At 43.6% G+C, this 21,786-nt stretch carries 14 protein-coding genes; all 14 read right to left on the bottom strand.

What is annotated here, in order from left to right; all coding sequences use genetic code 11:
* Nucleotides 1–26: 26 nt before the first annotated feature.
* On the bottom strand, nt 27–911 hold the full coding sequence (mreC, locus tag G636_RS0114865; RefSeq protein WP_026508693.1) for a rod shape-determining protein MreC: 885 nt from the start codon (nt 909–911) through the stop codon (nt 27–29).
* A complete protein-coding gene (mreB, locus tag G636_RS0114860; protein ID WP_026508692.1) occupies nt 908–1,912 on the bottom strand; it encodes a rod shape-determining protein in 1,005 nt (334 codons plus the stop codon). The genes mreC and mreB overlap by 4 nt, the downstream gene beginning before the upstream one ends.
* 46 nt (nt 1,913–1,958) lie before the next feature.
* Nucleotides 1,959–3,266, bottom strand: coding sequence for a methionine gamma-lyase family protein (locus tag G636_RS0114855; RefSeq protein WP_026508691.1), 1,308 nt, complete (start codon nt 3,264–3,266; stop codon nt 1,959–1,961).
* 13 nt (nt 3,267–3,279) lie between these two features.
* Nucleotides 3,280–4,209: a tRNA (adenosine(37)-N6)-dimethylallyltransferase MiaA gene (gene miaA / locus G636_RS0114850; RefSeq protein ID WP_026508690.1), complete on the bottom strand. Its 930-nt coding sequence runs from the start codon at nt 4,207–4,209 to the stop codon at nt 3,280–3,282.
* A 9-nt stretch (nt 4,210–4,218) separates the two neighbouring features.
* Nucleotides 4,219–6,444: a DNA mismatch repair endonuclease MutL gene (mutL, locus tag G636_RS20680; RefSeq protein ID WP_026508689.1), complete on the bottom strand. Its 2,226-nt coding sequence runs from the start codon at nt 6,442–6,444 to the stop codon at nt 4,219–4,221.
* Between the two features lie 14 nt (nt 6,445–6,458).
* Nucleotides 6,459–9,122 carry a DNA mismatch repair protein MutS gene (mutS, locus tag G636_RS0114840; RefSeq protein ID WP_026508688.1) on the bottom strand — a complete coding sequence of 888 codons (2,664 nt, stop codon included), beginning with the start codon at nt 9,120–9,122 and terminating at the stop codon, nt 6,459–6,461.
* Between the two features lie 136 nt (nt 9,123–9,258).
* Nucleotides 9,259–10,758 carry a tRNA (N6-isopentenyl adenosine(37)-C2)-methylthiotransferase MiaB gene (gene miaB / locus G636_RS0114835; protein ID WP_051227061.1) on the bottom strand — a complete coding sequence of 500 codons (1,500 nt, stop codon included), beginning with the start codon at nt 10,756–10,758 and terminating at the stop codon, nt 9,259–9,261.
* Nucleotides 10,759–10,852: 94 nt separating this feature from the next.
* Nucleotides 10,853–12,115 (bottom strand): peptidase T, encoded by a 1,263-nt coding sequence (gene pepT / locus G636_RS21315; protein WP_026508686.1) that lies wholly within the window; start codon nt 12,113–12,115, stop codon nt 10,853–10,855.
* Between the two features lie 860 nt (nt 12,116–12,975).
* Nucleotides 12,976–13,557 (bottom strand): DUF5662 family protein, encoded by a 582-nt coding sequence (locus G636_RS0114825; protein WP_051227095.1) that lies wholly within the window; start codon nt 13,555–13,557, stop codon nt 12,976–12,978.
* Nucleotides 13,558–13,624: 67 nt separating this feature from the next.
* A complete protein-coding gene (locus G636_RS18850; RefSeq protein WP_051227060.1) occupies nt 13,625–15,595 on the bottom strand; it encodes an alpha-amylase family glycosyl hydrolase in 1,971 nt (656 codons plus the stop codon).
* Nucleotides 15,596–15,715: 120 nt separating this feature from the next.
* Entirely contained in the window at nt 15,716–16,060 is a 345-nt protein-coding gene (locus tag G636_RS0114815; protein WP_155832414.1) for a DUF1292 domain-containing protein, read from the bottom strand.
* A gap of 111 nt (nt 16,061–16,171) precedes the next feature.
* Nucleotides 16,172–18,076, bottom strand: a complete 1,905-nt coding sequence (locus G636_RS0114810) for an ATP-dependent helicase (protein ID WP_026508683.1) — start codon at nt 18,074–18,076, stop codon at nt 16,172–16,174.
* Nucleotides 18,077–18,118: 42 nt separating this feature from the next.
* The gene (gltX, locus tag G636_RS0114805) at nt 18,119–19,573 is read right to left on the bottom strand and encodes a glutamate--tRNA ligase (RefSeq protein ID WP_035779817.1); all 1,455 of its coding nucleotides are present in this window, start codon (nt 19,571–19,573) and stop codon (nt 18,119–18,121) included.
* Between the two features lie 122 nt (nt 19,574–19,695).
* Nucleotides 19,696–21,753: a methyl-accepting chemotaxis protein gene (locus G636_RS0114800; protein ID WP_026508681.1), complete on the bottom strand. Its 2,058-nt coding sequence runs from the start codon at nt 21,751–21,753 to the stop codon at nt 19,696–19,698.
* Nucleotides 21,754–21,786 lie beyond the last annotated feature (33 nt).

The following is a 21,786-nucleotide window of genomic DNA, read 5'->3' as shown; positions in this document are numbered from 1 at the left end:
AATACCTCAATGATGAACTCATGATACTAATCATCAGGAGTTTCAGAATTAATTACCTGTTTCTTGCTGGTTATGACCAGAACCTCATCCAGATGTTCAAAGTCCACAGCAGGCGTAAGTGTACCTGATTTGGTAAGATTATTGGAATCAGCTTCAATAGAAGTGATATAGCCTACAAGTATACCGGGAAGATATTTATCAGAGATATTGCTGGTCACTACCTTATCTCCTATGCTTACAGCATCTATATCATCCTGAAGCTTGGAAAATGTAATGACTCCCTCACTATAGCTCTCCAGGTCACCGGTTACTATAAGATTATCACCTGTATTGAGGACCATGGAGCTGGTGGAGATATTATCGGATATCACAGATGTGACCTTGGACCATCCGGGACCTATGGAAGTGATCCTGCCTACAAGTCCGCCACCTGCGATAATATTCATATCAATATCCAGACCGTCATCAGTGCCCTTATCTATAACGAAATTGCTGTACCAGTTGCCTGTATCCCTGGCTATGATCCTGGCACCGGTTTTGGAATATGAGCTGTATTCCTTGTCCAGTTCGTAGAGGTCTCTCAGGTTATCAAGCTCATACTTATCCTGAGTAAGCCTGGCATTTTCTTCCTTTAGTTCCTCTACCTGCTGTCTAAGAACACCGTTCTCCTCGCGGAGTGTGGACATATCAGCAAAGTATTCGGCCTTATCTTTAACATAGCTTCCTGCTGTGCTGATACCCTTTTGAAAAGGTACCACAAAAACACCTGCCACCGTGCCAGCGACACCGGAAAACAGGTTAGTTGTCAATGTTATTACAATAAGTGCTATGGAAACAATTGTTAAAGCAAAGAGGAGATATTTGCCCGGAATGGAAAACTTATCTCCTCTCTTATTGATCACAGGATTCATTTAACTGAGCCCTCTGCTATGGCAAGTGACTTGTACTGGTCATCCTTGATGATCTTGGAAAGACCAAGTGCAACTGATTCAACGGGTTCCTCAGAAATATTAACATTCAGTCCGCAGCCGTTGGAAATCTGCTGAGCCAGGTGACATACCTGGGAGGCACCACCTGTAAGGTAGAGGCCGTTCTTGTAAATATCCGCAGCCAGTTCCGGAGGCGTACGCTCAAGAATTGCTCTTACATTATCAAGTATGTTATCAAAGTTCTCTACAAGGGCATAATTGATAATATCTGTAGGGATCTCTCTTTCAATGGGAAGACCTGTAACAATATCCCTGCCGTATACTACAGCAGGCTTGCCCTCTTTCTCTAAGTCTCTGAGTGCTATCTTAACATTTTCAGCAGTCTTGCTGCCTACGATAAGGCTGTATTCCTTACGGATTGCGGTCCTTATGGAATCATCAAACTTTCTGCCACCTACCTTTATGAGCTTGGACTGTACTATTCCGCCCAGTGACAATACTGAGATCTCTGTAGTATCAAAGCCTACATTTACTACCAGTACACCATTGGAATTCTTAACATCCACATCCATGCCCAGTCCGTCTGCAATGGGCTTATATACTACATTGACCTTGCGGGCTTTGATATTGGATTCGTGGATCAGATCTGTAAAAGCTCTCTGCTCAACAGCTGTAATATCGTAAGGTATTGCGATGTAATAATCAGCGGCCTTGACATTGCCATTCATCTCATCGCCGATAAAGAGGCGCATGAGCATCTCCATGTGATTGATCTGGGCGATGACACCGCTGTTAAGGGGCCTTGATACAGAAATATTATCAGGAGCCTTTTCGTACATCTCGTATGCTGCATCGCCGTATGCCAGGACATTATTCTTGTTCTGGATGGCGATCATATTCTTCTGGACTGTAACAGAGTCAGTTGACTTGTTATATATCTTAATGGCATTTGTGCCAAGATCTATACCGAATAAGTTATTCAAAACAAACCTCCGAAAACTGTGAAATAAAGAAAAATAGCGTGCTTAATTATTTTACTACAAGTTGAGCTTTGTCTACAAGCCCTTTATCAAGCATATACTGCACAGTTTTCAATATTCCGAACTTGGCATGAGGAAATGTAAGGCCGCCCTGGAAGTATACTGCATAGGGAGGGCAAATTGGGCCGTCTGCGCTCAGCTCTATGGAAGAGCCTGATACAAAGGCACCTGCAGCCATGATCACCTGGCTGTCATAGCCGGGCATATCCCAGGGTTCGGGGGTTACAAAGCTGTCAACAGGAGCTGCAGCCTGGATACCTTCACAAAAGGCGATGACGCCTTCAGGCTTTCCAAAAGACACAGCCTGGATAATGTCATACCTTTCTTCAGAGCCGTTTGGAACTACATCAAAGCCGAATCTCTCATAGATATTGGCAGCAAAGATAGCACCCTTAAGAGCTCCGGCGGCAACAGTAGGCGCAAGGAAAAGACCCTGATAAAAGCTGGGGAGGACTCCAAGAGAAGCTCCTACCTCCTTGCCAAGGCCGGGACTTGTAAGCCTGTATGCCGCATTTTCGATGCAATCCTTCCTGCCTGCAATATATCCGCCTATAGGAGCCAGTCCGCCGCCGGGATTCTTGATAAGTGATCCTACCACCATATCAGCTCCAAGATCGGAAGGCTCTATTGTCTCAATAAATTCTCCATAGCAGTTGTCTACCATGCAGATGATATCGCTCTTAACAGACTTGATAAAGGAAATCAGTTCGCCTATCCTCTCAACTGATAAGGTGGGACGAGTCTGATAACCCTTGGACCTTTGGATTGTCACAAGCCTTGTTTTGTCATTTATGGCATTTTTGATGCCTTCATAATCAAAGCTTCCGTCAGGAAGAAGGTCTACCTGAGAATAGCTGATGCCGTATTCCTTGAGTGAACCCTTGGAAGGTCTGATGCCTATGACCTCTTCGAGGGTATCATAGGGCTTGCCCACAGGGGACAAAAGCTCATCGCCCGGGCGAAGATTGCTCATAAGTGCCAGGGCAAGAGCATGAGTACCGCAGGTGATCTGGGGTCTTACCAGGGCATCTTCTGTATGAAAGATATTGGCATAGACCTCTTCCAGAGTATCCCTGCCTGTATCGTTATAACCATAGCCTGTGGTACCCATAAGGCAGGCCTCCTGGACCCTGGCCTTTTGCATGGCACCTATTACCTTAAGCTGGTTGTATTCTGCGATCTCGTCAATATGATCAAATCTTTCTCTAAGGCCTTCTAAAATCTTTTCGCCAAATTCATAGACCTCCTTTGAGATCCCAAGACTTTCATATATTGAAGCTGTATTACTATTGTGCATCTTATACCTCTATTTACTGATCTAAATGTGATAAGAGCTCTTTTAATACCAGAGCATCGTCTCTATTATACATGGACTTGTCAAGCCATATCACATCCTTCTCCCTGCGAAACCAGGTCAGCTGCCTCTTTGCAAAATGCCTGGTGTTGAGCTTGATAAGATAAATAGCTCTGTCCAGATCATACTCTCCCTTAAGATAGCCCATAATCTCTCTGTATCCAAGCCCCTGCATGGATGTCATATCATCCTTAAGGCCCATATCAAGGAGACGCCTGCATTCATCTACCAGACCTTCTTCTATCATCATGTCTATCCTTTTCTCTATCCTTTCATAGAGATACTGCCTGTCATCAGTAAGGACAAAGTATCTGAAATCATAGGGAGAAGTTTTTTCATGCTGCTCTTTGTTGTGATCCGATATTCTCCTGCCGGTCTTTTCATAGAATTCAAGGGCCCTTATCACACGTTTTACATTTCCTGCAGGTATATCCTCAGCAGATACAGGATCAATGAGCCTTAGCCTGTCATGAAGTACTTCCGGGCCCTTGACCATGGCGATCTGCTCCAGACCTTTCCTGTAAGTGGTATCAGAATCAGTCTGGGTAAAATCAATATCATAAAGTACAGACTGGATATAAAAGCCTGTTCCTCCTACAAGGATCGGTATATGACCTCTTTTGTATATACCGTCCATGGCTTCCTTTGCTTTCTGCTGAAAAAGGACTACATTAAAATCTTCATCAGGCTCCAGGACATCAATAAGATGATGAGGGACACCATCTGTGTCCTTTGCCTTTATCTTATCGGTACCAATATCCATATGACGATATACCTGCATGGAATCAGCAGATATTATCTCGCCTCCTACTGCCTTTGCAAGGCTTATGGATAACCTGGACTTGCCTACTGCCGTGGGGCCTGTAAGGATTATAAGTTTATTCATATTATGAGTTTACTCCACAACCCTCTTAAAGCGCTTCTCCAGCTCATATTTGCTCATGGATATAATGGTGGGTCTGCCGTGAGGGCAATTATAGGGGTTATCAAGTGTCAAAAGTTCATCTATCAAAGCTTCCATTTCAGCCATATTCATCCTGTTGCCGCCTTTGACAGAGGCTTTGCAGGCCATAGAAGCGATCTTGTAGTATATAAGGTCAGGTTCTCTGTGATCTGAAGAGCTATCCAGCTCATCAAGTACTTCCATGAACATGCTCTTGGCATCATTTGAGCCGTAGAGATCCATGGGGATAGCCCTCATGGCATAGTCATTACCTCCAAACTCATCAATGACAAAGCCCAGCTTCTCAAAGTATTCTCTGTATCTGAGGTATATCTCGTTTTCAGAGGCTGTAAGAGTCAGGATAATGGGAGGTGTGATATTCTGGCTAAGAAGCTCCTTGGCCTTGAAACGCTTCATCATCCTCTCAAAGTTAACCTTCTCATGGGCTGCATGCTGATCTACTATATACAGCTTGTCTCTGAACTCCAGGATCCAATATGTATCAAAGACCTGGCCCAGGATCTTGTATTCTTTTCTGTTATCAGCTGAGAGCATCTTGTCATCGAACATCTCCATCTGAATGGGCTTTTCGATGATGGTAACAGTGTCTTTTTTGATAACAGGTGATTCATAACTGGCAGGTTTTGCAGCAGTTTCGCCCAGTATTTTGGTCACCAGTTTCTCATTGGCCTTGATCCTTTCAGGATTATCCTCGCCGTGCCTTGCCCAGATGGGATTCTTGTCATTGTCCGCAATCCTGACAGGGCTTGTGGCCACATTATTCAGGACTATGGCTTCTGCGGCTGACTTATCCTTCTTTTCTTCAAGTCGCTTTGCTTCAAAAGGCTCTATGGTTCTTTCTTTATCAGCCTTTGGATCCTGATCCTTATATCTGGAGGGTTCATCCTTAGTGCTGTCATCAAAAAAGAACTCTTCCTTTTTTGTATTATCAGGTGAAGGTATATGCTCTGAGGGCTGATGAGCATGACTTGCGGGATCATCATGACTCTCATTAAGGAAAAGAGCTGCTCCTATCTGATTGCCCTTTGTATCAAAATTGCCATGGAATATACCTGTCATTCCTGTAGAACCTATCTGCTCATGTAGAGCATAGGCATCAAGCCTCTTCTGCCTCATGGCAGCTGCAGCCAGATCCTCTTTTTCATTGCGCAGGGCTTCAGGGATCATCTCCTTATTACGTAGTATCTGCTGGATATTCTGCCTTACAAATTCAAAGAGGGTCTGCTGATTCTGGAATTTGATCTCCATCTTTGAGGGATGGACATTAACATCTATGAGGTCAGGCTCCATTACAAAGTGCAGGACACAGAAGGGGAATTTGTGCTGCATCAGGTACTCTCTGCAGCCCTCTTCCACAGCCTTGGACAGGAGCTTGTCCCTGATATATCTGCCGTTTACAAAGAATATCTCGCAGTTTCTGTTGGATCGATTAATGCTGGGCTCACCGACATAGCCCTCCATGGATACGCCGTCTGTTTCGCATTTGACAGGCACCAGAGCCAGGCTTACATCACGTCCGTAAATCCTGTATATCAGCTCTTTGAGATCTCCGTTGCCGGAAGTATGGAATCTGTCATCCTTGTTATTGATAAAGCTAAAGGATACAGAAGGATTATCAAGAGCCAGATGCTCCATAAGATCGGCTATGGCGCTTGCTTCTGTTCTGTCTGATTTCAGGAACTTCTTTCTGGCAGGTGTATTGTAGAAGAGATTCCTTACGATGATGGTAGTGCCTGTAGGGGCGCCTATCTCTTCAAGGCTCTTCTCTTCACCGCCCTCTATCACATATCTGCAGCCTGTAAGGGATTCCACGGTCTTTGTGATCATCTCTACCTGGGCTATGGCTGCTATTGAAGAGAGAGCTTCACCTCTAAATCCCAGAGTAGTCAGCGAGAAGAGATCGGAAATGTTAATAAGCTTGCTGGTAGCATGTCTCATAAAGGCCTTCTTTATCTCAGACCTTTCAATACCGCAGCCGTTATCAGACACTCTTATAAGTTCGCTGCCGCCGCCTCTGATCTCCACAGTGATGGCAGTAGCTCCTGAGTCTAATGCATTCTCCACCAGCTCTTTTACTACGGATGAGGGTCTCTCAACCACTTCACCCGCTGCAATCTGGTCTACTGTTATCTTATCCAGGATATTGATCATGCTCATAAGCTAAACCTCGATTATGCTTTCCACCTGTTCTTCAGATCATTCTGAAGCTTATAGAGAGTATTAAGTGCATCCAGTGGTGTAAGATTACTAATGTCTATACTCTTAAGCTCTTCAATAACATCTTCGTCGGTAGTACTTTCAAATAGTGACATCTGACCCAGGTCCACCGCGTCATAGTGCTTGGGCTTTGGCTTCCTGCCCTTTGGTCCGTCCTGAGCTGATATCTCCTTGACCTTAAGTGTGATATCGCTCTTAGCCAGTTCATCACATATCTGTCTGGCTCTGTCAGTTACCATGGCAGGTATACCTGCCAACTTTGCCACCTGTATACCGTAGCTCTTATCTGCTCCGCCCTTGATGATTTTTCTTAGGAATACTATGTCGTCACCCTTTTCCTTGACTGCTATACAGTAGTTGGATACAGAATCTATCTTGCCTTCAAGCTCTGTAAGCTCATGATAATGTGTGGCAAAAAGAGTCTTGGCGCCCAGGAGCTTCTTGTTGGCAATATGTTCTATAACAGCCCATGCAATAGAAAGGCCATCATAAGTAGAGGTACCTCTTCCTATCTCATCAAGTATCAGAAGGCTCTTTGAGCTGGCATTTCTCAGGATATTGGCTACTTCATTCATCTCCACCATAAAGGTAGACTGGCCGCTTCCCAGATCATCGCTGGCACCAACTCTGGTAAAGATCCTGTCAACTATACCTATCTCTGCGCTGCTGGCAGGAACAAAGCTTCCTATCTGAGCCATGAGCACTATAAGTGCAGTCTGCCTCATGTAGGTGGATTTACCGGCCATATTAGGTCCTGTGATGATGGATATCATATGCTTGTTATCATCAAGGTAGGTATCATTGGAAATAAAGAGATCTGTCCTGTCCATCATCCTTTCAATAACAGGATGTCTCCCCTCTTTAATATTTATTATACCGTTTTCTGATAACAGAGGCTTAACATAATGTTCTTTTTCAGCTACATAAGACAGACTGGCATATACATCCAAAAGGGCAATGGCTTTGGCTGTCTTCTGGATCCTGGACATCTCTGCTTCTACCCTGTCTCTCACATCACAGAAAAGCTCATATTCAAGGCCGTTTAATTTTTCCTTGGCTCCAAGGATAGTATCTTCCAGCTCTTTGAGCTCCTGGGTAGTATATCTTTCGCAATTGGTCAGAGTCTGCTTTCTCACAAAGTGATCAGGTACCAGGTCTTTGTTGGAATTGGTTACTTCAAAAGCATAGCCAAATACGTTGGAATATTTGATCCTGAGATTCTTGATACCTGTTGACTGTCTGGTCTCTTCTTCAAGGCGGGCCAGCCATTCCTTGCCATTTACTGCAGCCTGCCTGTAGGAATCTATATCATTATTGTAGCCGTCTCTGATTATACCGCCGTCCTTTATGGCAAGGGGTGGTTCATCTACAATTGCTGAGCCGATGAGGTCGCATATGTCATTTAATACATCGATCTCCCCTGAGAGGCGCTCAAGCTCTGCACAGCCCTTGGTATCCTCAAGAGCTATCTTGATGGCAGGCAGCATGGATATGGAATTTCTAAAGGATAAGAGATCCCTGGGATTGGCAGTCTTGTAGCTGATACGGCTCATGATCCTCTCAAGATCATATACAGGTGCCAGATATTCCCTGATCTCGTCCCTGCATATAGCATTATTCATCAGTGCTTCTATAGCTGACTGACGAGCCTTCATCTCATCAATATCTATAAGGGGCTGCTCTATAAAACGTCTGAGCATCCTGGCACCCATGGCAGTCTTGGTCCTATCCAGTACCCAGAGCAGGGACCCTCTCTTACTCTTGTCCCTCATGGTCTCAGTAAGCTCCAGATTACGTCTGGTAGAGGAGTCCAGGAGCATATACTTGTATGCCAGATAGGGAGTGATATGACCTATGTTGGAAAGGTCGGACCTGGCCATATCTTCCAGATATCTGAGCAGTGCTCCTGCAGCTATGATACCTGTGGGGAAATCACTGATGCCAAGGCCCGTAAGGGACCCTACCTTGAACTGGTCCATAATGGTACGGCCAGCCAGCTCTTCATCAAAATAATGAGCATCCAGGGTATTTAGACAGATACCCAGTCTCCCCCTCAGATCCTCTATATTGATCCCTGACACCATAAAGGCATCATTGCAAATGATCTCAGTGGGCGAATATTTGCTGATCTCATCCATGACGCTTTTGAGTCTGTCTACTTCTGTGAGATAGAAATCTCCTGTGGAGACATCGGATATAGCTATACCGGTCCTGTTATCAAAATATACCAGGCTCATGATGTAGTTATTACGGCTTTCTTCCAAAGAGCCCTGGTCAATATTGGTACCGGGGGTGACTATCCTGATGATGTCTCTCTTGACTATACCCTTAGCTGTCTTGGGATCCTCAACCTGCTCGCAGATGGCTACCTTATAGCCCTTCTTGACCAGCCTGTTCAGGTAGCTGTCTGCAGCATGAAAAGGCACTCCGCACATGGGAGCTCTCTTATCCATTCCGCAAGCCTTGCCGGTGAGCGTAAGTTCCATCTCTCTGCTGACAGTAAGAGCGTCATCAAAGAACATCTCATAAAAGTCACCCAGCCTGTAAAAAAGTATGCAGTCAGGATTCTCAGCTTTAGTCTGCAGATAATGCTTCATCATAGGTGAAACCTTATCCATATCAGGCTTGTCCGCCAAAACCTCTGTTAAACCCCTTGTTATTTCCTCCTGAGCCAAAATCTTACCTCGCAAATTTTATATAATGATCCAAGTCTGAATATAATTGTCAAATATATCAGCAGAATATTTATCCCATTTATTCTACGATATGTCCCATGTAATAAAAGCCCTTGCATTCATCAAGATGTACTTTTACAAAGCTTCCTATCATATCCGATGATGCAGGGAAATGTACCAGCATATTGTTGCTCATCCTGCCTGTCATCAGGCTGTCATCCTGCTCATTTACGCCTTCTACCAGCACCTCTGCGTCCATATCCTGCCAAAGAGTGCTCCTTGTTCTGGCTGTTTCCTGAACCAGTGACAGTACTCTGTTAAACTGCTCCTTTACCACGTCTTCCGGCACCTGATCTTCCATGTTGGCAGCGGGAGTTCCGCTTCTCTTGGAATAAATAAAGGTAAAGGCATTATCAAAGGCTACCTTGCTGATCACATCAAGAGTATCATCTACGTCACCAGCCGTCTCTCCGGGGAAGCCTACAATAATATCCGTGGTAATTGCACAATCAGGAAGCTCTCTTCTGATCTTTAGAGCCAGGTCCAGATAAGCCTCCTTGGTATATTTGCGGTTCATACGCCTTAATATCTCGCTGGAACCTGACTGCAGGGGCAGATGGATATGCCTTGCTATAACAGGTTCTTCTTTGATCACCTGTATCAGCTCATCTGAGAGATCCTTGGGATGAGGGGTCATGAATCTGACTCTCTTTATGCCCTCTACATGAGCCACTTCTCTTATGAGCTCAGCAAAAGAGATCCTCTCGTCATCAGGAAGGCCTGTTCCGTAGGAATTTACATTCTGTCCCAGGAGCATTACTTCCTTTACTCCGTCAGCAGCAAGCTTCTCTACTTCCCTTAATATCTCTCTGGGATTTCTGGACCTCTCTCTGCCCCTTACATAGGGCACGATGCAATAGGTACAGAAATTATTGCAGCCAAAGGTGATATTTACGCCTGACTTAAAGGCATATTTTCTGGAAACAGGCAGATCTTCGACAATATCTGTGCCTTCCTTCCAGATATCTATTACCATGCGGTCGGATTCAAACATGGTAGCAAGGAGCTCTGCAAATTTATAGAGATTGTGAGTACCAAATATGAGATCAACCTGTCTGTAGCTTTTTTTGATCTTCTCAATAGCAGTATTTTCCTGCATCATACAACCGCATACAGCTATCTTCATATTGGGATTGGCCTTTTTGAGGCCTCCTGCATAGCCTATTCTGCCGTAGACTCTCTGATCAGCATTGTCCCTTACAGTACAGGTATTGTATATTACAAACTCAGCATCTTCGCTTTCCCATTCTTCATAGCCCACGGCCTTGAGAATACCCAGTATCTTCTCGGAGTCCCTGGCATTCATCTGACAGCCAAAGGCAACGCTGCAGGCCCTGGGGCGGCGTCCCAGCTTGTTAGCGAGCTCATCAACATATTTCCTGACCTTGGCAATATAATAAAACTGCCTCATTGGCTCTTCCATCGGGGGAGCCATATTAAGGTCAAAGCTCTCTATGAGACCCTCTGTTTCAGGATCTGTAGCATAGATATTGTTATTTTTGATAGAAACTGATTTCATAAATTATACAATACTCCTTATTAACTCTTGGCTAAAAAACATTCTTAAACTATTAATAATAAAACCTTGTTATTAATAGCTTATGATAAATAGCTTATCTTTTATAATCTGCATAGATAGCGATTATATTCTTTATGATATCTACACATTTATACATCTCCTGCACTGAAGCGTACTCGAATCTGCCGTGGTAATTGTATCCACCTGTACAAAGATTGGGACAGGGAAGTCCTTTAAAGGACAGCATGGCTCCATCTGTGCCGCCTCTGATGGGATGCTCTTTGCTCCTAACCCCGCACATGGCCATAGCCATTCTTGCTTTCTCGATCAGATGCTTATGAGGACGCACCTTTTCGAGCATATTATAATAGCTGTCCTCCATGGTCAGCTCCACAGTGCCTGCGCCGTATTTGTCATTGAGGAACTTTACTATTTTTTCTACCAGCTTCTTTTTGGCGGCAAATTTGGTCTTATCATGATCTCTTATGATGTAGTAGCATACAGCCTTTTCACAGGTGCCCTTCATGAGAGTCAGGTGATAGAAACCCTCGCGTCCTTCAGTGTACATGGGATTCTCAAAGGGAGGCAGCATTGACTGGAATTCATAGGCAATAAGGGTAGCATTGACCATCTTGCCCTTGGCATCGCCGGGATGTACGCTCCTGCCGTGGATGATCAGTTCCACTTCAGCTGCATTAAAGCACTCGTATTCAAGCTCGCCCAATGCTCCTCCATCTACTGTATAAGCATAGTCTGCACCGAATCTCTTAAGGTCAAAAAACTTTGTACCTTCACCAATCTCCTCATCGGGTGTAAAGCAGATAGAAAGAGCTCCATGCCCATAGCCTGGATTATCATGGTAAAACTGCAGCATTGACATGATCTCTGCTATTCCTGCCTTGTCATCTGCGCCAAGAAGTGTGGTACCGTCAGTCACTATAAGGTCCTCACCCTTATGGTCTTTCAGGCTGGGGAAGGTCTTTGGAGATAATATTATCTTGTCTCCTGTTTCAGGATCCTTGTCATTAAGGATGATATCCTTACCGTCGTATTTCTCTACGATCCTGGGCTTTACATTCTTGCCGCTTGCTGCATCGGAAGTATCCATATGAGCTATAAAGCCCAGAGTAGGAGCTTTCTTGTTAGAGATATTAGACCCTATATGAGCATATACGTAGCAGTGCTCCTTGTCATAATAAACGTCACTTGCCCCAAGCTCTGTCAGTTCCTTTTCAAGAAGAGCTGCCAGCTTATGCTGGCCGGGAGTAGAGGGAGAGCTTCCTGTATGCTCATTGGACTGAGTATCATATTTTACATATCTTAAGAATCTGTCTATTACACTCTCACTGTTTGCCATTTCTTTTTTCTTTTTAGCAGTTGCCATTTTTTTATCCTCTTTATTATTCATAGCATTTTTGTTGCATGATCTTCTTTTGTAACACGAAGCTCTTTTCTTTTTGCCGCTTTGCTCTATGAGTCCAAGGCTTTCAAGGCACCTTACCACTCCGGAGAAGTAGCGTCCTTTATATTTGACTCTCTTTCCAAATTCGCTGATAGTAAAGTCATCAGGAAGATCATCCGGTATAAAGATGCTGTAATCCAAAGGCTCTTTTAATACTATCTCATCAACAAGAGCAGTGGGAACTCTGTCATATCTGTGGGAGCCTTTTTTACCATCTTTGCTCCAGCCGTCCCTTAGCCGGTATTCATCCATGTCCATCATAAGAACTATGACCTTTATCCCGGGATGAGACAAATACTCCCTTATCAGATAGAGCTCCTTAAAGATATTATAGATATTGCAGCCTGACTTTGTTCTCTTTCCTGCTGATATCTCGCCTGTATCAGGGTCTATCCACAAGATGCGTTTGCTGGATGGAAATGGGTATACTACTGTAACATTATATACAGGGAGAAAAGCCTTTAGCTTTGGCAAAAGGTGAGAAAAATTCCCGTTTTGTATCTCTATGATCTCGTTTCCCCTGCATATATCAGCTACATAGCCCGCTACTGATACCTCTTTGTCCTCTTCGCCTCCTGCGTAATAGTCTTTGACTATGCTGTGAAGGGTCTTTTCTTTGAGGACGCCGATGGAATTTCTGTCATAAGCTCCGGAGCCGTATCTTAATATTGAATTGTTAAAAGCATTTATCCTTTCAGGAGACAGCATGATCCTCCTTTGATACATCCATGAGCGACAGCAAGATATTTGACACCTTATTTTTTTAAAAAGACAGTCCTGATATAGCGAAATGTCTCTTCTTCGCCTTTATCTGCAAGCATATAGAGAAACTCTTCAAGCTTCTGCCTGGTATAGGGATGAATAGGCAGCTCTTCAGGTTTGGATGTCAGATAATATTCCAAAGGATCGGAAGACTTGTATTCATTTCCCTTGTAGGTAGCACTTGCTGCTACTCTGTCAGCCAGCATCTCGGCTATATATCTGTCAGGCATCCTGGCAGGATAACAGCCAAAGGGTGCTAAGGAATGTCTGCCTGTAAAATCAACCCAATATTCAAAATGATGCTTGTTCCTGCCCTTGTGATGCAGCCAGGAACTGGAATAACCCTTAACATCCCTCTCTTTGGCATTAGGAGACCTAAAGCCCTGGTAATACCTGGCTCCCACAAAAAACTCCGTGGGAGAATATTTTGACAGATCATGGGTCAGGCCCTGATAATACAGGCCCATTTTAAAGCAGTATTTGCATACTCTCATTCTGTGAATGGTGATGGTCTTAAAATGCCCCCAGGTGCCTGAGAGTGTAAGTCGTACTTTTTCTCCACTCCCTGATGCCATATCAGGATCACTAAAATAGAGAGAAGAAGTATCCTGTTTGTTAATATCATTCATAAAAGTATTCCTGTTATCTGAATAGTTTTACCCTGCTGGCGGATATGGAAGGAGCAACATTGGATACAAATAAGCAGATGCTCCTTGGAGCCATTGTATAGCAGTCCTTTTCTCCCTTGTCTGCGGGATTAAATTTGGATTTAACCCCCTCTTCAAGAGAAGTATCCATGATCAGCTTCCAGTCACAGCCTGCAGGGAGCCCCGGAAGGGCAAATTCCTTCTTTTCCCAATGCATGTTATATATCACATATACAAAAGAGTGATCCTCTTTTCTGTCTGTATAAAGGCCGCAATAAAGCATGCCTATAGTATGCGAATAAGTAGACAGATCAGGCTTAAAGGCTTCCTGGCCATGATATGAAAAATCCGGATAACCCACCGCCTTGTAGTCCATTAGCCTGTATGGCATAAGGCTCCTAAATACTGCATATTTGGTCCTTAAAGCGACAAGATATCTGACAAAGTCGGTAAGCTCTTTGTATTTATCAGCAGCCTTCCAGTCAATCCAGCCTGTGATATTATCCTGGCAATATGGGTTATTATTTCCGCCCTGGGAATTACCAAATTCATCGCCTCCAAAAATCATGGGCACACCTTGAGACAAAAATACCATGGCAAGAGCGTTTTTCATCTGCCTGAGCCTGAGGCTGTTTATGGCCTTTTTGCGACTTGGGCCTTCAACGCCGCAGTTCCAGGATGCATTATAGGATGCACCGTCATTGTTGCCTTCACCATTTGCTTCGTTATATTTGTGATCGAAGCTGACAAGATCAATAAGGCGCATGCCTTCATAACTGCAGATATAATGTACGCAGCCTGCAGAGATACCGGTCTCCTGGGATAAGGCTAGGAACTCCGGAAGGACATTATCGTCACCCTTGAGAAATCTCCTAGCGCAATATGTAAAATTGTCTCTGTATTCTGCAAGGTTCCTCTTAACAGGATCAGGAGTCATGCCTTTGTAGATGCTGCCCATATCAAAGCCGTAGTCCATAATCTTGATGTCAGAAAAGAGTGGTTCTCTGGCCAGCATTGCAGAGTCTATAAAGGCTCCCTTGATATGAATGCCGTCTATATGATATTCACTTACCCAGTATCTAAGGGCTGCTATCACATCCTGCATGGGCATGATATCGGTAAAATAAAACTGTACTATGACCTCAATTCCTGCCCTGTGAAAAGCCCTGATCATATGCTTGAGCTCCTTGCAGGGATCTGCACCTTTTTGGGCATAGGCGCTTCTGGGAGCAAATATAAAATTATCCTCAAAGCCCCAGAAATTAATCTTTAGCTCCTCTTCGTGCCCCTTAAGGATGACTCCGTCCTTGACAAGGGTGTTATTCTTTGGAGCGCTGACATGAGCCATAGTCCTGTCGCCAAAAATTCCCTCATTAACACCATGCTTATGTACAGACATCTGCTCTGATATGGGAAGCAGCTCTATAGCAGTAACCCCAAGGCTCTTTAGATAATCAATCTTCTCCTCAAGACCTTTATATGTACCACGAAGGCTTGAGGGCATAGACTTGTCAGCCATTGTATAGCCTCTGACATGGAGCTGATAAATAAATGACCTGTCATAGGATCTAGCAGGACGTTTATCATCTGACCATTTGAAATCATCTTCATAAATGAGGCTGATAATGTCAGAAGCTGCAGTAAAGCTGCCAAATCTGTCAAGTCCGTAGAGCCTTTTGGAATAAGGATCCGGATAACATTTGCCATCCTTGATCAGCTGATAAGCTCCAAATAGGCCTGCAGCCCTTTTTATGCATACTGAATAGATATCTCCTCTCTTGAAGCTATCAGAAAGAAATACTGTGACTGATTTCTCTTTGACGGGCTTATTGTCTTTAAGGGGATACAATACCAGACCACATGCGCCTGTATTCTTATATACGCCGCTAAAATAAAGATCCCCCCCGGATCTTCTCATTCCCAAAGGATATGGACTTGCGACAGTTAATTTCAGATCTAGATTCATACATCTCCCCGATCGGTTCTTGTCATTAATTGTAAGCAATAGCCATACTATTATAGCATAAAAAAAGAGGAAGGATCACAGTGGACCCTACCTCTGAAAGGTTGAATTACTGTCATTATCTTATTCGTTGTCTTCGTATTCTACCAGCTCGTCAAACTCAGCTTCATCAAGGTATTCATCAAAAGCCTCGGAAACAGCCTCGTACTCATCATCATCACTGATGTATTCCAGATCCGGCTCACCGTCCTTGCCTGTCAGATAACGATAAAACCACACGTTGCCGTCAGTATTCTGTCCATTCTTATCAAGAGGCAATAGTACAATATAATCCCTGCCATTAACTGTAAGGATTATCATAGTAGCACATGTAACTTTCTCTCCGTTATCAAGATCCAAGTCGACAGTGATCTCCTCTCCGTCTTCAATTCGCTGGTTGATCTTCATAGCAATATCAGAAAACAGCATACACTACCTCCTTAAGAAAATTTGCCCTATATCATTATCATAGCATATATTTATAAAATATTGATATATTTTTAAAGACTTTTATAGTATTATTCTCATCGATATAAAAGCTTAGACAAGATCAGTATTTAACGCACTTTCGTCATAAAGGCCAAATTCGGAGATAATAGGCCTGATAAATCTTGAGGGCATTTTGTTCATAGCCCCTTCTCCCCTGACATAGGAAAGATAAAGCTCCCTCTTTGCCCTGGTGAAGCCTACATAGAGCATACGCCTCTCTTCTTCTATGTCACGCTCATCTACGCTCCTTCTGGAAGGCATGATCCCTTCATTGATACCAGGGATAAATACGGCATCAAATTCCAGACCCTTAGATGCATGAAATGTCATGAGGGATACTCTTTTCTCCTTGTTGTCACTATTATTTCTTGACTTTTCTGCAGCCTTTTTCATCTCCTCTGCATGGTTTAGAAAAGATTTGATGTCAGAAAATCCTGCTGCATCACGAGACATCTCTTCAAGCATTCCCGTTACACGCTGCCTGGACGAATCTGTAAGGTCATTTGTCAGCTGTTTTCTAAGTCCGCATTCTTCAAGAATATATCTTACAGCCAGAGCAGGCCTCATCCTGGATATTATATCAAGGCTCATCATCAGCTCATCTATCTTCCTGATCATAGCAGGTTCGTTTGCATAGTAGCTCAGATAATCCTTTCTCAATATCTTATCGCTTTTAAAGGCCTCCCGCCTGATATATCTCACAGGATGATTCATGAGCTTATAAAAATCACTTCTTTTGTGGCCGCCCAAGCCAAAACGCATATATGACAGGATCATATCAATACTTTTGTCCTCATATATTGAGGAACAGGCCTGCTTGCAATAATAGTCTATGCCTGATCCGGAAAGCAAGGCTGCAAGGGGCAGAACTTCAGAATTGGTCCTGAACAGGACAGCAATATTTCGTTTAGGATCTTCATTTAAGATATGCGTGATTTTCCTGCATATATAGGCATTTTCTTTTTGGGGATCTTCAAAAGAATACATTTCCAGCTTAGAATAGCTGTTTTCTGAAGCAGGGATCACTTCCTTAGGGATCAGACACGGGGACCCAGCGATCATCTTCCTTGATACGCGTATGATCTCACTGCCGCTTCTGTAATTGATCACAAGCTTTACCAGGTGCACATTCTCATAATGATCAAGAAAAGCCTTCATCATTCCGGGATCAGCACCTCTAAAGCCATATATAGACTGATCATCATCACCAACTGCAAATACATTTCCGCTCTTTCCCCCCAGTAGCCTTATAACCTCATCCTGAACAGGATTAATGTCCTGATATTCATCTATGAGTATATATCGAAATCTCCTCTTCCATTGCCCTAGAATATCAGGATCAGCCTTCAACATATCTCTGCAGAGAATCTGCATATCATCAAAATCTATCATGCCATATTCCCTGCACAGCTTATTATAGCTTTCCATGATCTCATCAAAAGAGGCTGACAATTCTTCATTAAGCTCAATGCTATGTCCCTTGGTGGGATTATTTCTTACCCTGCTCATATCACAAAGAAGGGCATCAATATCATCCTGGGATAAAATGTCATCTATATTGTTTTTTCTGTTAATTAGGGAGACTGCTTCGTTTATAAGCCTGCATTTATCCTTATAGTTCATGATCTTTGGATGAAAAGATCTCTTTGACAGCATGAGCATCCTGTAAAAGACTGAATGAAACGTACCAAAGGTAACTTCCGGATATCGGCCGCAAGTATGAGCGCAGAACCTCTCCTGCATCTCAGAGGCCGCAGCTCTGGTGAAGGTAATGACGAGAATACTTGCAGGATCTACCCGACCATTCTCGATAAGAAATCTGATTCTTTCTGTTATGACATATGTCTTGCCGCTCCCGGGCCCTGCAAGGACAAGGGCAGGCCCCTTCATATGGGTCACTGCCTCAATCTGTGCAGGGTTACCGCCGGCAAGTCTTATACTTCCCTGTATAGACATAAGCTCCTCCCTGATACTTATCTGCCATATTGGCTTATTAATTTATGCTGAAAGCTTCTCTATAGCTTTCCTGATCCTTGTAATAGACTCTTCCTTGCCAAGTACTTCCATGATCTCTGTACCACCGCAGGGAGTCATCTCCTTGCCTGACAGAGCTATCCTGAGGGGCCAGAGTACATATCCGTTTTTGTACTCATGCTCTGTGATGAATTCCTTGATCCTGTTAAAAAGGGCATCGTTGGAATAGTCATCCATCTCCTCAATAAGAGGCAGCAGCTCCTTTAAGACTTTAAGAGAAGACTCAGCGTCAGTCTTCATCTTCTTGTGAGTATAGATGGCATTATCATATTCAGGTACTTCCTCAAAGAAGTCGATCATAGCAGGAATATCAGGCCAGATCTCGATCCTGGTTTTGATCATAGCTGCGATCTTTTTGAAGTCCAGATCCTTTGTGATAACCTGCTTCATATAAGGCAGAGCAAGCTCATAGAACTTATCATCGTCCATACGCTTTAAGTACTCGCCGTTCATCCACTTAAGCTTGGTAAAATCAAATACAGCAGGTGACTTGTTGATCCTTCTGTAATCAAATACCCTGATCAGCTCATCCAGGCTCATGATCTCTTCGTTGCCTTCAGGAGACCATCCAAGAAGAGCTACAAAGTTAACAACCGCTTCTGAGATGAAGCCCTGCTCAATAAGATCCTCAAATGAGCTGTGGCCTGATCTTTTGCTGAGCTTGTGATGCTCTTCATCTGTGATCAGAGGACAGTGAATGTACTTGGGCACTTCCCAGCCAAAGGCATCATAGAGCCTGTTATATTTGGGGCTGGAAGAGATATACTCATTACCTCTTACAACATGTGTGATGCCCATGAGATGATCGTCTACAACATTGGCAAAATTGTATGTAGGATAGCCGTCAGACTTGATCAGTACCATGTCGTCCAGTTCCTTGTTATCTACAGTGATATCTCCGTAGAGCTCGTCATTAAAAGTGGTTGTACCTTCTGTAGGATTGTTCTGACGAATAACATAAGGAATACCTGATGAGAGCTTTTCTTCTACCTCTTCCTTTGACAGATGCAGGCAGTGCTTGTCATAAACTGATACTTCCTTGCCATCTATCACCTGCTTTAAGCTCTCAAGCCTCTCAGGAGTACAGAAGCAGTAATAAGCCTGTCCCTTTTCAACAAGCTCCTTGGCGTACTTCAGATAAAGGCCTGATGCCTGTCTCTCTGACTGTACATAAGGACCTACAGGACCACCGATATCCGGACCTTCATCATGGATCAGACCGGTATCCTTAAGTGTGTTATAGATGATCTCTGTAGCGCCTTCTACATATCTCTCCTGGTCAGTATCTTCAATCCTGAGGATGAAGTCTCCACCTTCGTGCTTACTGATAAGATATGCATAAAGAGCTGTCCTTAAGTTACCTACATGCATCCTGCCTGTGGGGCTGGGAGCATATCTGGTTCTGATCTTGGTTGCCATATATATCATTCCTCCTAATAATGTTCCTAATAAAACATGGCTTAAGGACCTGAAGCCTTAAGCCATGTAATTATAACTCATTATGTCAAGATATACAATTATATGCAGGGATGTACTTCAACTTAAAGCTGGAACTTATTAACAACATCTTCCAGATTACCTGCAATATCGAACTGCTGCTTGGACATATCTGATACATTGTCTACTGTACCTGATACACCGTCAACAGTATCGAGAATCTTGGCACTGACTGCAGCAGTAGCCTGTGTGGACTCAGCTATATTCTGGATAGCCAGGGATACTTCGCCCATGATCTTCTCTACGCCATGGCTCATCTCAGATACCTTAGCAGAAATATCCGAGAAGTATTCTGCATCCTTACCATAGCTGCCTGCAGTCTCAGTGAACTTCTCATAGTCAGACATAACAGTCTCTCTGATGAAGTCAAGGAGATCGTTGGCATTCTTGGTAACATCGGTAAAAGCTTCCTGAACACTGGATACAGTATCCTGGATATTCTTTACTGCACCGGAAGTATCTGTAGCGAGCTTACCGATCTCAGTAGCAACGACTGCAAAGCCCTTACCTGCTTCACCCGCTCTTGCTGCCTCAATAGAAGCATTAAGTGACAGGAGATTGATCTGTTCTGCAATATCGGATATGGTCTTTGCCATTGCCCCGATCTCTTCAACAACAGAAGCATTATCCATGCTTTCCTTGATTTTGCCTTCAAACTCTGTACAAATACTCTTTGCAGAATCACTGGACTCCTGACAGGATTTTTCGATCTCGTAGGCCTTCTCTTTGATCTTGCCCGCATTCTCACTACTTTCCTCGGTCTTTTCAGCAAGAGTATTCATATTGGAGTTAACTTCCTCAGCAGAAGCATTTACCTGCTCAGTAGCTGCACTGGCGCTGGTCATGGCATCATTGATATCCATCATGCCCTTCTGGATCTCTTCAAAGTCCTCCTTGAGGGCATCAGAAGCATCACTGAGAGTCTGGGACGAATTTGCAATTTCGGTTGATTTCTCAGCAATATCACTGATCATATCCTTATTGCTGCTATACATTGAGTTCAGAGCTTCGCCCATCTGACCCAGCTCGTCTTTGCTCTTTACCTTAAGGTTATCTACTCTGAAGTTACCCTTTGCCAGCTCGCCTGAGAATTTCTGTACCGCCTTGATGCTCTTTGATATACTGCTAACTGACAGGATCACTATACCAATAGCAAGAAGCAGTGCTATAACTGCTACGATGACCAGATCTCTGACCATCTTGTCTGTTGATTCACTGAGCTGGCTTTCTGCCACCTTGATGCCCAGGATCCATCCTGTTTCAGGGATCACTCTGTAATAAAGCCTGTATTTTTCACCATTTTCACTAAAGCTTGTGTTGCCTGTCTGATTGGCGATCATCTCAGCACCTGCTGCAGCAAGAGATGTATTATCGTCAGCAGTGATATTCACAGCATTCATGATCTTGTCATTATCAGTACCTGCGATATATGTGCCGTCACCAGCGATAAGAAATGCGCGTCCTGTTTCACCAATCTCTATACTATCAACCAGTGATGTGATAGTCTCAAGGGAAATACCGCATGTAGCACATCCAATGAGGGTATCTCCTTCAAAAATGGCAACCGCAGTTGTTGAAAGTGTATTGCCGGAGGGTTCATCGTAATACGGCATACCAATCTGTGCTTCACCTTTTTTCAGTGAATAGCAGGCTGTATAGAAGGGCCTGTTCAAATAGTCATATTCAGGAGTATTGTACTCCATGGTAAATATGACTTCGCTTCCTGATTTGTATACATATGGACCAAAATATTTTTCATTTTCATCTCTTACATAGGGTTCAAGCCAGATACCTGAACCAAGGAACATATCACTGGATTCAATGATCTCCGTGATAAGATCCTGATACTCTTCAAGAGATGCACTTTTATAAGTGGAATCTACAGCTTCAGATAAAGCAATAGCTGCTGATTGGACAAATGTAAGCTTTTTGCCGATGTCATTAACATTGCTCTGGGTATGAGCGCTCATCTCATAACCGACTCTTTCATCAACACTCTTGATAGAAGAAACCGCAGCAACCGCTGTCAGAGCTATCATAGCTATAGCTATGATAGGGACGATCATCGCAAGCATCCTTACTTGAATACTCTTAAATTTCATATTCTTTCCTCCATGTTAATATCATTTTGAGTC

It is taken from the genome of Butyrivibrio sp. MC2013 (assembly GCF_000424585.1).
GTDB lineage: Bacteria > Bacillota > Clostridia > Lachnospirales > Lachnospiraceae > Butyrivibrio.
This window is presented reverse-complemented; position numbering and strand designations above follow the sequence as displayed.

Bases quoted from the DNA above. Each gene is read 5' to 3' on its own strand.
- mreC (WP_026508693.1), bottom strand. From the start codon at position 911: ATGAATCCTGTGATCAATAAGAGAGGAGATAAGTTTTCCATTCCGGGC.
- mutS (WP_026508688.1), bottom strand. From the start codon at position 9,122: ATGGATAAGGTTTCACCTATGATGAAGCATTATCTGCAGACTAAAGCT.
- miaB (WP_051227061.1), bottom strand. From the start codon at position 10,758: ATGAAATCAGTTTCTATCAAAAATAACAATATCTATGCTACAGATCCT.
- G636_RS0114825 (WP_051227095.1), bottom strand. From the start codon at position 13,557: ATGGCATCAGGGAGTGGAGAAAAAGTACGACTTACACTCTCAGGCACC.
- G636_RS0114815 (WP_155832414.1), bottom strand. From the start codon at position 16,060: ATGCTGTTTTCTGATATTGCTATGAAGATCAACCAGCGAATTGAAGAC.
- pepT (WP_026508686.1), bottom strand. From the start codon at position 12,115: ATGGCAAACAGTGAGAGTGTAATAGACAGATTCTTAAGATATGTAAAA.
- miaA (WP_026508690.1), bottom strand. From the start codon at position 4,209: ATGAATAAACTTATAATCCTTACAGGCCCCACGGCAGTAGGCAAGTCC.
- G636_RS0114855 (WP_026508691.1), bottom strand. From the start codon at position 3,266: ATGCACAATAGTAATACAGCTTCAATATATGAAAGTCTTGGGATCTCA.
- gltX (WP_035779817.1), bottom strand. From the start codon at position 19,573: ATGGCAACCAAGATCAGAACCAGATATGCTCCCAGCCCCACAGGCAGG.
- G636_RS0114810 (WP_026508683.1), bottom strand. From the start codon at position 18,076: ATGTCTATACAGGGAAGTATAAGACTTGCCGGCGGTAACCCTGCACAG.
- G636_RS0114800 (WP_026508681.1), bottom strand. From the start codon at position 21,753: ATGAAATTTAAGAGTATTCAAGTAAGGATGCTTGCGATGATCGTCCCT.
- mutL (WP_026508689.1), bottom strand. From the start codon at position 6,444: ATGAGCATGATCAATATCCTGGATAAGATAACAGTAGACCAGATTGCA.
- G636_RS18850 (WP_051227060.1), bottom strand. From the start codon at position 15,595: ATGAATCTAGATCTGAAATTAACTGTCGCAAGTCCATATCCTTTGGGA.